The 11,816-nt window shown below is 75.1% G+C and carries 13 protein-coding genes; 10 read left to right on the top strand and 3 right to left on the bottom strand.

What is annotated here, in order from left to right; all coding sequences use genetic code 11:
- From ACFVXK_RS32710 to ACFVXK_RS32730, 5 genes are all read left to right on the top strand, one after another.
- Positions 1 to 1,161, top strand: a 1,161-nt coding sequence (locus ACFVXK_RS32710; protein WP_389618990.1) for a PLP-dependent aminotransferase family protein, incomplete at its 5' end; no start/stop codon positions are given.
- A gap of 294 nt (positions 1,162 to 1,455) precedes the next feature.
- Positions 1,456 to 2,367 carry a nitroreductase/quinone reductase family protein gene (locus ACFVXK_RS32715; RefSeq protein ID WP_389618993.1) on the top strand — a complete coding sequence of 304 codons (912 nt, stop codon included), beginning with the start codon at positions 1,456 to 1,458 and terminating at the stop codon, positions 2,365 to 2,367.
- A gap of 112 nt (positions 2,368 to 2,479) precedes the next feature.
- Complete coding sequence (locus tag ACFVXK_RS32720; protein ID WP_389618996.1) at positions 2,480 to 2,968, top strand: LAETG motif-containing sortase-dependent surface protein; 489 nt, start codon at positions 2,480 to 2,482, stop codon at positions 2,966 to 2,968.
- A gap of 8 nt (positions 2,969 to 2,976) precedes the next feature.
- Positions 2,977 to 3,642, top strand: coding sequence for an RNA polymerase sigma factor (locus ACFVXK_RS32725; protein ID WP_389618999.1), 666 nt, complete (start codon positions 2,977 to 2,979; stop codon positions 3,640 to 3,642).
- Positions 3,639 to 4,148 carry a hypothetical protein gene (locus tag ACFVXK_RS32730; protein ID WP_389619002.1) on the top strand — a complete coding sequence of 170 codons (510 nt, stop codon included), beginning with the start codon at positions 3,639 to 3,641 and terminating at the stop codon, positions 4,146 to 4,148. Before ACFVXK_RS32725 ends, ACFVXK_RS32730 begins: the two co-directional genes overlap by 4 nt.
- A 7-nt stretch (positions 4,149 to 4,155) precedes the next feature.
- Here ACFVXK_RS32730 and ACFVXK_RS32735 read toward each other — a convergent pair whose 3' ends face one another.
- On the bottom strand, positions 4,156 to 5,169 hold the full coding sequence (locus ACFVXK_RS32735; RefSeq protein ID WP_389619005.1) for a DUF2278 family protein: 1,014 nt from the start codon (positions 5,167 to 5,169) through the stop codon (positions 4,156 to 4,158).
- A 107-nt stretch (positions 5,170 to 5,276) separates the two neighbouring features.
- Positions 5,277 to 5,729: a MarR family winged helix-turn-helix transcriptional regulator gene (locus ACFVXK_RS32740; RefSeq protein WP_389619008.1), complete on the bottom strand. Its 453-nt coding sequence runs from the start codon at positions 5,727 to 5,729 to the stop codon at positions 5,277 to 5,279.
- 196 nt (positions 5,730 to 5,925) lie between these two features.
- Between ACFVXK_RS32740 and ACFVXK_RS32745 the strand changes: the two genes are divergently transcribed.
- The 4 genes from ACFVXK_RS32745 (at position 5,926) to ACFVXK_RS32760 (ending at position 10,151) form a co-directional block, all read left to right on the top strand.
- Positions 5,926 to 7,146 carry an MFS transporter gene (locus ACFVXK_RS32745; RefSeq protein ID WP_389619011.1) on the top strand — a complete coding sequence of 407 codons (1,221 nt, stop codon included), beginning with the start codon at positions 5,926 to 5,928 and terminating at the stop codon, positions 7,144 to 7,146.
- A 67-nt stretch (positions 7,147 to 7,213) separates the two neighbouring features.
- Positions 7,214 to 7,651 (top strand): heme-binding protein, encoded by a 438-nt coding sequence (locus tag ACFVXK_RS32750; protein ID WP_389619013.1) that lies wholly within the window; start codon positions 7,214 to 7,216, stop codon positions 7,649 to 7,651.
- Between the two features lie 87 nt (positions 7,652 to 7,738).
- Entirely contained in the window at positions 7,739 to 9,376 is a 1,638-nt protein-coding gene (locus ACFVXK_RS32755) for a family 20 glycosylhydrolase (protein WP_389619016.1), read from the top strand.
- A 181-nt stretch (positions 9,377 to 9,557) separates the two neighbouring features.
- Complete coding sequence (locus ACFVXK_RS32760; protein ID WP_389619019.1) at positions 9,558 to 10,151, top strand: hypothetical protein; 594 nt, start codon at positions 9,558 to 9,560, stop codon at positions 10,149 to 10,151.
- 21 nt (positions 10,152 to 10,172) lie between these two features.
- On the opposite strand, the gene ACFVXK_RS32765 is transcribed toward ACFVXK_RS32760, so the two are convergent.
- Positions 10,173 to 10,988, bottom strand: coding sequence for an endonuclease I family protein (locus ACFVXK_RS32765; RefSeq protein WP_389619022.1), 816 nt, complete (start codon positions 10,986 to 10,988; stop codon positions 10,173 to 10,175).
- Between the two features lie 217 nt (positions 10,989 to 11,205).
- Here ACFVXK_RS32765 and ACFVXK_RS32770 point away from each other — a divergent pair, with 217 nt between their 5' ends.
- Positions 11,206 to 11,772 carry a DJ-1/PfpI family protein gene (locus tag ACFVXK_RS32770; protein ID WP_389619025.1) on the top strand — a complete coding sequence of 189 codons (567 nt, stop codon included), beginning with the start codon at positions 11,206 to 11,208 and terminating at the stop codon, positions 11,770 to 11,772.
- The last annotated feature ends 44 nt before the right edge of the window (positions 11,773 to 11,816 follow it).

The following is an 11,816-nucleotide window of genomic DNA, read 5'->3' on the forward strand; positions in this document are numbered from 1 at the left end:
CCCGCCGCCCCGGCCGCCCCCGCCCCGCGCGGCGGCCCGGTCGACGCGCTGCGCGCCGTGCCCTGCCGGATCGACCTCTCGCCCGGCGTACCCGACCTCACCGCCTTCCCGCGCACCGCCTGGCTCCAGGCCGAGCGGCAGGTGCTCGCCGCCCTCACCGCCGCCGACTTCGGCTACGGGGACCCGCAGGGCGCGCCCGCCCTGCGCGCGGCCGTCGCCGGATGGCTGGCCCGCAACCGGGGCGTGCGGGCCGACCCCGGTGAGGTGGTGGTCGTCGCCGGGGTCGCCCAGGCCCTCTCGCTGCTCGCGGGGCTCCTGCCCGGCGCGGGCGTGCGCCGGGTGGCGGTGGAGGACCCCGGTTCGCTCGGGGCCCGCCAGCAGCTGGAGCACGGCGGGCTGGACACCGTGGGGGTGCCGGTGGACGCGGCGGGCCTCGACGTGGCCGCGCTGCGGGCCAGCGGCGCCGGGGCGGTCCTGCTGACCCCGGCGCACCAGTTCCCGACCGGGGTGGTGCTCGACGGCGAGCGCCGCCGGGAGCTGCTGGCCTGGGCGGCGGACGGCGGGCTCGTCCTGGAGGACGACTACGACGCCGAACACCGCTACGACCGCGCCCCCGTGCCCGCGCTGCGGACCCTGGCCCCGGAGTCGGTCGCCTACGCGGGCAGCGTCTCCAAACTGCTCGCGCCCGCGCTGCGGCTGGGCTGGCTGCTGGTCCCGCGCCGGCTGCGCGACGAGGTGGTGGAGGCCAAGCGCCACGCCGACCTCGGCAACCCGGTCCTGGCCCAGCTCGTGCTCGCCCGGCTGATGGACTCGGGCGAACTGGAACGCCACCTGCGCTTCGTCCGCCGCCGCCACCGCCGCCGCAGGGACGCCATGCTCGGCGCGATCGCCCGCCACCTCCCCGGCGCCCGCGTGCACGGCGCCGCGGCGGGCCTGCACCTGATGGTCACCTTCGAGGGCGCCGACTTCCCCGACACGGCCCTGGCCACCGCCGCACTGGCCCTCGGAGTCAAGACCCACCCCCTGTCCTGGCACCGGCTGGCCCCCGGCCCGCCCGGCCTGATCCTCGGCTACGCGGCCGGCTCGGCCGCCGAGACCGAGGAGGGCATCGCCCTGCTGGGCCGGGCCCTGCGCACCCTCGCCCAAGATCACCGGCGTTGACACGGCCGCGCCGGACGCGTCTAATGGCGGACGGTGTCGCGTGACTCCGGCCACAGAGCAGTGGGCCGGCCGGAGAGCGGGCGAAACACCCTTCACTTCAGGGGACCGCCATGAACAGGCCATCCACGCCCCGTAGTTGACCCGCCGCAGCCGTCCACGCGGCTCCGCGCCGCGCTCCGGCCCCCGTGCCGCAGCGCCTCTTCCTCCCCGCGCACCCGCGCGTTCCCGCGTACGCCGCACCCACGCCCCCAGGGGCGTCGGCAGGCGTGCCCAGCCCTGCCTGGAGACCCATCCGTGCCCACGCCCCGTTCCTTCAACCAGTCCGTCATCGAGGAGTTCCGCACCCGCCGGGGCAAGGTCGGCGGCCCCTTCGAAGGCGCCGACCTGCTCCTGCTCACCACCACCGGCGCCCGCTCCGGCGCCCGGCACACCACCCCGCTCGGCTACGTCCGCCACGGCGGTGCCCTGCTGGTGGTGGGTTCCCACCTCGGAGCACCCCGCCACCCCGCCTGGTACCACAACCTCCTCGCCCATCCCCAGGTGCGCGTGGAACTGGGGGCCGACGCCTTCGAGGCCCTCGCCGTCCCCGCCGAAGGGGACCGGCGTGAGGAACTCTTCGCGGAAGTCCTGCGCACGGCCCCCGGATTCGCCGGGTACCAGGCGCGCGCCCACCGCCTCCTGCCCGTCGTCGTCCTGGAACCGGCCGCCCCCGACGGATGGCGGCCCCCGGGCGAGGTCCGCACCCTGGCCGACAAGATCCTGGAGGTCCACACCTGGCTACGGGCCCAGCTCGGCCACGTGAGCGCCGAGACCGAGGCCCACTTCGCGGCCCGCGCCGCCCACACCGGACCGGGCCGGCCCCCCGCGCCCGGGCTCGGACTCCAGATCCGCCAGCGCTGCCTGGCCTTCTGCCAGGCCCTCGCCTTCCACCACGCGGGCGAGGACGGGCACGTCTTCCCCGGGGCACTCGCCCACCACCCGCACCTGGCGGGCACGTTCGAGGAGCTTCGGGAGGAACACCGCACGCTCGCCCGGATCCAGGAGGAGCTCGCCACCCTGCTGGCCGGGCTGGAGATCGCCGACCCCGAACGGTTCCGCGCCGGCCTGGCCCGGATGACGGCCGAGCTGACGGCCCATCTCGACCACGAGGAGCAGACCCTGCTGCCCCTGCTGGCCGAGGTCCCGTGGCCGCCACCGCGCCCCTGACGGACGGCGCGAAAAGTTTTTCGGGAACGGCGGCAACCGATCGGCCGGTCGCGCGTCGTGCGGGGGTGAAGGGCGAAGTTCCGCGCCCTCCGACCGACCGTGGAGATGCACCGTGAAGAACCTGAAGCGCCTTCCCCAGTCCGCCCGCCGGGCGGCCGTCGTCGCTGCCGCCGCCGGGGCGGTCGTCGCCCTCGGCGGGCCGGCCTTCGCCGCGCAGGGGGCTTCTCCCACGCCGGCCCCGCCGTCCGCCTCGCCGGCGCCGCACCCGGTCCCCTCGCAGCCGGCGGGCGGCCGGCCCACCGCGGTGCCTTCGTACCCCGGCGGCAGCGCCAAGCCGAGCCCGGTCCCGACCCACCCCGGCGGTGGCAGCGGCCAGCCCTCGGCCGTGCCGTCGCAGCCCGGCGGCGGCGCCAAGCCCAGCCCGTCCGTCTCCCAGCCCGGCAGCGCGCAGCCGTCGGCGGCGCCCGCCTCCGGCGAGGGCTCCGAGCTCGCGCATACTGGGTCCTCGGCGACCACCGTCGCCCTCGGCGCCGGAGCGGCCGGGCTCGTCGCCGTCGGCGCCGGAGCCCTCTACACCGTGCGGCGCCGCGCCGGCAACTGAGGAACCCCGTGCTCGCACTCGCACCGTCCGCCGGCCCCGCCACGCCCGTTTCCCCCCGGGCGTGGCGGGGCCTGTGGCGGTGGCTCACCCGCCGCGAAACGACCCCCGCCCCGCCGGCCGGCCCCGGCGCGCGCCCCTACCCGTACACCTACGGCACGGCCGGCCGGGACCCGGGCGACACCGCGCCCGCGCCGACCGTCAGCGAGCTCTACCACGCCCACCGGCTGTCCATGGTCCGGCTCGCGGTGCTCCTCGTCGACGACCTGGGCACCGCCGAGGACGTGGTCCAGGATGCCTTCACCGCCCTCTACCGCCGCTACGGGGAGCAGACAGCGGAGGTGGACAACGCGCTCGGCTACCTGCGCACCGCGGTGGTGAACACCGCGCGCTCGGTGCTGCGCCGCCGCCGCACCGCCCGCTCCTGGGTTCCCCCGGTCACGGCCGACGTGCCCTCCGCCGAGGCCTCCGTCGTCCTGGACGAGGCCCACCGCGAGGTCCTGGCGGCGCTGGGCCGGCTGACCCCGCGCCGCCGCCAGGTGCTGGTGCTCCGGTACTGGGCCGACCTCAGCGAGGCGGAGATCGCCGAGACCCTCGGCATCAGCCGGGGCTCGGTGAAGTCGAACGCCAGCCGCGCCCTGGACGCGTTGGAACGGATCCTGGAAGGACGGGTATGACCGCCGAACGCCCCGTGGAGCGCCGGCTCCGGGAGGCCCTGCAGGCCCGGGCCGAGGAGGTGACCGTGCGCTCGCTGCGCCCGGCCGACCCGCCCGGCCCGCACCTCGCGGCGCGCCGGGTCCTGCTGCGCCGCTCGGCCTGGGCCTTCGCGGGCCTCTCCGGGCTGGCTGCGGCGGCCCTGGCCGGCTACCTGGTCCTCGGCCCCGACGAGGCGCCGGTCCGCCCGGCCCCGCCCGCCGCGCCGCCGGAGCTCACCCCGGTCCCTACGCCGACGCCGAGTCCGCCGCTCAGCCCGTCGCCCTCGGCGGTGCCGTCGGTGCCGCCGTCACAGAGCCCGGGCCCCCGCGCCACGCCGACTCCGAGCCCGCCGCCGCCCTCGGGCCGTCCGGCGCAGCCGACACCGCCGGCCACGCACGCCCCGGCCCAGGGCTCGGCCGTACCCTCCCACGGCTCGGGCGCCGGGCAGCCGACGGCCTTCCCGAGCCCGCCTCCCTCGAAGGGGTAGCCCCCGGTCAGAAGGCGATCGTCCGGCCCTCGGCGGAGGCCTGCCCGGCGGTGTAGGCGACGCCGTGCACCTTGAGGCCCGAGGGGTCCCAGAGGCTGATGGTGCCGCCCTGGTCGCCGAGCCGGAAGCCGTCGCCCCCGCCGGCGTCGACGGCGAGCGTGGCGCCCGCCCCCAGCTGCCGGGCGGGCAGCGGGAGCGGGTGCCCGCCCTCGTCGACCAGACGCCAGCCGGTGAGGTCCACGGGGCCGGCGGAGGTGTTCAGCAGCGTCACGGTCCCGGCCGCCGGTGCCGGTCCGGCCGGGTTGACCAGGGCGGCGACGATCGTCAGGGGTGCGTCGGCGCCGGCCAGGCGTTCCGGGGAGCCGGGGATCGTGTGGCCGGTGACGGGGTCGGTGTGCCACTTCTGGGACTGGAAGGCGAGGAACACCGCGACCCACCGGTCGTCCGCGGGCAGGTGGAAGAGCAGACCGCCGTCCTGCCAGACCCCGTCCTGCGGCTCGAACCCCATGCTGTTGCCCTGGTTCATGTGGATCTCGTGCACGCCGTCGGAGGGCTCGAAGCCGAACTCCGAGTCCTTCGCGCCCGGCTCCGGGCCGAAGCGGTCCCCGAAGACGTACAGGGCGATCGACCGGTCCGCGATCGCGCGCTGGACGTAGTGGTCGAACAGGTCGGACAGGTCGTTGTCGACGCCGGGCAGGTCCGGGGGCAGCACCCGCATGGCGGCGGGGTCGAAGAGGTTGCCGCGGACGAAGTCGAGGGCCGCACCGCCGGCCGCGGAGTCCAGGTGCTTCCAGCCGCTGCCCGCCGCCGGGAGCCGCTGCGTCAGCGGATGGCGGAAGTCGTCCACGACCACGTACATCAGCTCGTGCGGCGCGACCTTGGAGCGGACGTTGACGGCGGCCCGGTAGTGGGTGCCGGCGTCGTCGAGGAGGTGGACCTCGTAGTGCGGTGAGTTCGTGCCGCCCTCACGGTGCCGTTCGACGGCCCGCGCGGCCAGCACTCCGTAGTTCTCCAGGGGCATGCGTCATCCTCCAACACGCTCGGTTCGCCGGACCGCCCCTCACCCTGGCAGCCGGTCCGCGCGCGCCGTAAGCCGCCGACCGGACGAAAACCCCGGCGCAACACCCCCTAGGCGCGCAGGTTCTCGACCGCGGTGACCAGCGGGGCCAGTTCCGGGCGGCCGGCCGCCTCGTCGAGGGCCTCGCGCAGGGCGGCGGCGTTGGTGGGACGGGCCTCGGCCAGGAGGTCGAGGCCCGCCTGGCTGACGTCGGTGTAGATGCCGCGCCGGTCGGTGTCGCACAGGTAGCGGTTGAGCAGGCCCCGGTCCTCCAGTCTGCTGACCAGCCGGGTCGTCGCGCTCTGGCTGAGCACCACGGACTCGGCGACCTGGTGCATCCGCAGGTGCCCGCCCGGGCCGTCGTGCTGGCGGCTGAGCACGTCCAGCAGCGAGTACTCGCGCACGCTCAGCCCGTGGCCCGCCTGCAGGGCCCGCTCCAGGTGCGCCTCGATCCGGCCGTGGAGGAGGGAGAGGGCGCACCAGCCCTGGGCGAGGGGGGCCGGGGCGCTGTCCGTGGCGGTCATGGGGTCCTCCGTCGTCAAGCCGTACGCGTACCGCGTGCGCGTGCGCGTACCGCCCAGGATAGGCGACCCGCGCAATAGCCCGCGCTTGCAATTATCACGCGTCTGCAATTAATGTGGACGACTGTAAACGGCTGGCGCAAGGTCCTGGCCGTTCGCGCCCCCGCACTGACCCCCCACCCCCGAAAGGCCGCACGTCATGCCTCTCGCGCTCCTCGCCCTCGCCATCGGAGCCTTCGGGATCGGCACCACCGAGTTCGTGATCATGGGCCTGCTGCCCGAGGTCGCCGCCGGGTACGGCGTCTCGATCCCGACCGCGGGCCTCCTCGTCACCGGATACGCCCTCGGCGTGGTCCTCGGGGCCCCCGTGATGACCGTCCTCGGCACCCGCGTCCCCCGCAAGCGGATGCTGATGCTGCTCATGGCCCTGTTCGTCGTCGGCAACGTGCTCTCCGCACTCGCCCCCGCCTTCGGGGTGATGCTGGCCGGCCGGGTCGTCGCCTCGCTCGCCCACGGCGCCTTCTTCGGGATCGGGGCGGTCGTCGCCGCCGGACTCGTGGCGCCCGAGCGCAAGGCCGGAGCCATCGCCATGATGTTCACCGGCCTGACCGTGGCCAACGTGGTCGGCGTCCCGCTCGGCACCCTCGTCGGCCAGCACCTCGGCTGGCGCGTCACCTTCCTGGTCGTCGCCGCCCTCGGGGTCGTCGGTCTGCTGGGCATCGCCCGGCTGGTTCCCGAACTGCCCCGCCCCGAGGGCGTGCGGATCCGCCACGAACTGGCCGCCTTCCGCAACGTCCAGGTGCTGCTCGCGATGGCCATGACCGTCCTCGGCTTCGGCGGCGTCTTCGCGGCGGTCACCTACATCACCCCGATGCTCACGAACGTCGCCGGCTTCGCCGGCACCTCCGTGACCTGGCTGCTGGTCCTCTTCGGCCTGGGCATGGTCGCCGGCAACCTCGTCGGCGGCCGGTTCGCCGACCGGGCGCTGATGCCGATGCTGTACGTCTCCCTCGGCGCCCTGGCCCTCGTGCTGGCCGCCTTCACCCTCACGGCCCACAGCAAGGCGGGAGCCGCCGCCACCCTCACCCTCATCGGCGCCCTCGGCTTCGCCACCGTGCCGCCGCTGCAGAAGCGGGTGCTCGACCAGGCCTCCGGCGCCCCCACGCTGGCCTCCGCCGTCAACATCGGCGCCTTCAACCTGGGCAACGCCCTCGCCGCCTGGCTCGGCGGCCTGGTCATCAGCGCCGGCTTCGGCTGGACCGCCCCGAACTGGGTCGGCGCCGCCCTCGCCGCCTCCGCCCTGGTCCTGGCCCTGGTCTCCGGCGCGCTGGAACGCCGTACGGACCGCCGCGCGGCGGCCGGGAGCCGCGTCGTCGCGGCCGCGGCCCCCTCGGCCACTCCCGCACCCGCCCACCACTGACGCGCACCGATTCCCCCGATTCCCCCCGGATTCCCCTTTCCTTCCGCCGCAACAGGAGCACACCGCCATGTCCCGCACCACCACCCGCACCGCCGTCTCCCCGCTGACCACCGAGGACGCCGAACTGCTCGTCACCGCCGCCCGCACCGCCGCCGAGGCGGCCGGGGTCGCGGTCAGCGTCACCGTCCTGGACGCGGGCGGCCACCCGCTGGCCTTCCGCCGCGACGACCGGGCCGTCCGGATCTCCGGCGAGACCAGCACCCGCAAGGCCTACACGGCCCTCCAGCTGAACGCCCCCACCGCCGCCCTGACCGAGGCCGTCCTGCCCGGCGGCCCCTTCCACTCCCTGCCCACCGCCCTCGACCGGCCGCTGCTGTTCATCGCGGGCGGCCTCCCGGTCCACCGCGACGGCCACCTCGTCGGGGCCGTGGGCATCGGCGGCGGCGCCCCCGAGCAGGACCACGGCTTCGGCGAGGCCGCCCTGGAAGCCCTCGCCCGCGCCTGAGTCCGCCCGGCCCCGGGCATCCCCCTTCCGCCCCGGGTCGCGCACATCCGTCCCCCGTGCCAACTTGGTACGGGGGACCGGTGCATCATGCGGCAGACGAACAGAAGGCTCCGAAGAGGACGGACCATCGCGACGGCAGCGGCCGCCGCCCTGGTCTCCTTCGCCGTACCGGCGTGCTCCGCCGGGGCCGAGGAGCACGGCGCCGCTCCCCGCGCCACCGCCCCGCGCGGCGCCACGACCCCGGCCCCCGGCACCTCCGCCACCCCGACCCCGCCGCCGGCCTCCTCGTACCCGCTGTCCACGGCCCCGCGCACCGTCCCGTCCGTACGGGAGCACACGCCCGCCCGGGGCCCCGGCTGGAAGCCCACCCCCGCCGCGCGGGTCCTCGTCGCACCCGCCGACAGTGCCGCCCTCGCCGACGAGGGCCGGCTGCTGGCCGGTGAACTCCACCTCGGGTACGCCGAGTCGGACCAGCAGGGGCCCGGCGACGTGCGGCTCGCCCTGGGTGCGAAGGGCTCCGGCGCGCCCGAGTCGTACACCCTCACCGTCGAGGGCGGCCGGGTGACCGTCACCGGCCCCGACGAGGCGGGCGTCTTCTACGGCACCCGCACCCTCAAACAGGAGATACGCGGCTCCGGTTCGGCCCCCGAGGGCACGGTGAAGGACGCCCCGGCCAAACCGCAGCGCGGGCTCAACCTCGACATCGCCCGCAAGAACTTCACCCCCGCCTGGATAGAGGACCGGCTGCGCGAGATGGCCGACCTCAAGCTCAACCAGCTCGGCCTGCACTTCTCCGACGACCAGGCCTTCCGGATCGAGTCGGACACCCACCCCGAGATCGTCTCCACCCCGCACCTCACCAAGGCCGACGTCCGGGAGATCACCGCCCTCGCCGCCCGGCTGCACATCGAGGTCGTCCCCGAGATCGACTCGCCCGGCCACCTCGGTGCCGTCCTGCGCGCCCACCCGGAGCTCCAGCTGCGCGACGCCGCGGGCCGGGCCGTCAAGGGAGCGGTGGACATAGCGAACCCGGCGTCCGCCAGGCTCGTGGACGACCTGCTGCGCGAGTACCTGCCGCTGTTCCCCGCCGGTGCCTGGCACCTGGGCGCCGACGAGTACCAGGCCCTGGTCGTCAAGGACCCGCAGGCCTCCTTCCCGCGGCTCGCGAGTGCCGCACGGGCCCGCTACGGGGCCACGGCCCGGGTGCAGGACCTGGCGACGGGCTGGCTGAACGACCGGGCGGCGGTGGTCCGTCCGTCGGGCAAGGCCCTCAAGGCGTGGAACGACGGGATCTTCAAGGGCGGGGCCGCCCAGGCCGCCCCGGACATCCAGGCCGAGTACTGGACCGGCAAGGAGTACGGGGCCCGGCCGCCGACGGAGTACCTGGCCGCGGGCCGCGAGGTGGTCAACCTCAACGACGAGTACCTCTACTACGTGCTGGGCGAGCCGAACCAGTTCACCTACCCCACCGGCAAGCGGATCTACGAGCAGTGGACCCCGCTCGTCCTGCGCGGCACGGCCCCCGTCCCGGCCTCGTACGACGCCCGGATCCTCGGCGCCCGCCTCGCCGTCTGGTGCGACCTGGCGGCCTCCCAGACCCCCGCCCAGGTGGCCGCCGGCATCCGGATGCCCCTGGCGGCGCTCTCCCAGAAGCTCTGGGACCCGCGCCCGCCGCAGGCCCCCTGGACCGATTTCCAGGCCCTCGCCCAGCGCCTGGCCCCCTGACCGGCGCCCCTTGATCGGTGACCGCTGAGCGGTCGCGGGCGTCCGCCGCGCGGAGCCGGAGGTCTTCGCTCCGCAACAAGCCGATCCCGGCCCGGTGACGAACCGGATCCGGCCGTCGCCGCGGCCGGTTCCCTGCGGCTACGGTCTGGCCCGACGCCGGAACGCGCAGAGGGAGAAGACCATGGGAACGGTACGGGGGCAGGCGGCCGCGGCCGTCCTCGCGGTGTGCGGGATGCTGGCGCTGAGCGCCTGTCAGAACGGGGACGACCAGGCCGCCGCGCCGGACGCGAAGCCCAGCGCGGCCGCACCGGCCGCGCCCACCGCCACGAGCCCCGTGCCCGCCCCCTCGAAGACCGGCGCGGCGCCCAAGTCCTCGGCGTCCGCCACCTCGGCGGGGAAGAATCCCCCCGCCCCGGCCCCGCCCTCCGCGCCGGTCTGCGGCCCGGACCACAGGATGCCGGTCTCGCCCGACACGATCGCCGTGCAGCGCTACACGCCCGAGGGCGGGATGACTAGCCTCGTGGTCCAGCACGGCACGTACGGCTGCCCCGGGCGCTTCGAACCGTCGGGCCCGTGGACCTACCTCCCGATCTCCGAGAAGGCCAAGATCACCGCGACGGCGCCGATCCTCCCCTCGGAGGTGATGGGCAAGCCCATCTCCACCAGTGAGCTGACCGGCTGGCTCGACACCCACCCCGACAAGGGCCTCCCCTTCCGCTACCACCTGGACGCGGCGGGGGTCGTCGACACCCTCGACGAGATCTACGTCAAGTAGCCGGCGGACCCACCGGGGCGGCTACCAGATGGAGTTGACCCACTCCGGGTGGTCGATGAACGGGTTGCGGTTGTGCTGGTAGGTGTCGAAGATGACCTGGTTGCGCCGCTTCTCGAAGGCGTCCGGCGGGTCCATCTGGTTCCACTGCTTCAGCAGGCTGATCCGGCCGAACAGCGGGGCCGTGCCGTTGTTGACCTTGTCGTTCATCTCCAGGTCGGGGAAGCCGTCCCCGCCCTCGTAGCGCACGGCCATGTAGAGCAGCATGCGCGCGACGTCGCCCTTGACCGCGTCCCGCGGTTCGAAGGAGTCGGCGTCGGTGTAGCTGCCGGGGGCCTCGGCGACCGGGCTGCCGCCCATGTCGAAGTCCTTGTTGCCGCGGGTGCTGTTGACCGTGACGTCCTCGGGACGCAGGTGGTGCAGGTCGGTGCCCGGGCCGGTGGCCGTGCCGAAGTCGCCGTGGCTCTTGGCCCAGACGTGCTCGCGGTTCCAGTCGTTCACCCCGCCGCCGTTGGTGTTCTTGGACTGGGAGCGGCCCGAGTACACCAGGATGACGTTGTTCGGGTTGTTCGGGTCCTGGTCGGTGACCTTCAGCGCGTTCCACACGCCGTCGTACGTCACCGTGGACTGGTTCTTGATGATGTCGTGCAGCGCCGCCTTCAGCGCGGCGCCGGTCTTGCCCGCGGCGGGCGCGTAGTAGTCGTCGACGCTGGTCGCGGCGGCCGCGGCGCGGGGAGCCGCCGCCGTCCGCTGGGGGCCCGCCGTGGCGGTGGCCGGTATGAGGAACAGCGCGGCGGCCGCGAGGCCGGCGGCCCAGGGGGCCGTACGGGAGATTCTCATGACGTGGGGGATACCTCTCCACAAGCACCGTCCCCGCCCTGGCAGTTGGCGGGGTGTCGGGTGGCGAAGCGAGGCTCACATTGTCATGTATCGAACAGGTTAAAACCACGTGTCGGACAGGCACGCCGCACGGGTTTCCCGGCAGGCGGCCCTGGGCACGGTAGGCGGTGCCCCGGACGGCCGGACCGGCCGTCGACAGCGCCCCCTGGAGCAGCCCATGGCAGTGAAGATCCTCATCGTGACCGGTGACGCGGCGGAGTCCCTGGAGGTCCTCTACCCCTACCAACGGCTCCAGGAGGAGGGGTACGAGGTCCACATCGCGGCCCCCGCGCGCAAGAAGCTGCGCTTCGTCGTACACGATTTCGAGGAGGGCTTCGACACCTACACCGAGAAGCCCGGCTACACCTGGCCCGCCGACCTGGCCTTCGCCGAGGTGGTCCCCGAGGAGTACGCGGCGGTGGTCGTCCCGGGCGGGCGCGCCCCGGAGTACCTGCGCAACGACCCCGAGGTGCGCAGGATCCTGGCCGCCTTCGCCGGGGCCGACAAGCCCATCGCCCAGATCTGCCACGGCCCGCTGATCACCGCAGCGAGCGGGGCCCTCGGCGGGCGCACGGTCACCGCGTACCCGGCGCTGGAGCCCGACATGCGGGCCGCCGGCGCCGAGTTCCGGGACGCCGAGGCCGTGGTCGACGGCACCCTGGTCTCCGCCCGCGCCTGGCCCGACCACTCCGCCTGGATGCGGGAGTTCCTGACGGTGCTGCGCGCCAAGGCGCCGCTGGCCTAGGCGCGCGGGCAGGCGCGAGGGGCCCCGCCGGATCCGGCGGGGCC

This window comes from Streptomyces sp. NPDC058157 (genome assembly GCF_042884105.1).
GTDB lineage: Bacteria > Actinomycetota > Actinomycetes > Streptomycetales > Streptomycetaceae > Streptomyces.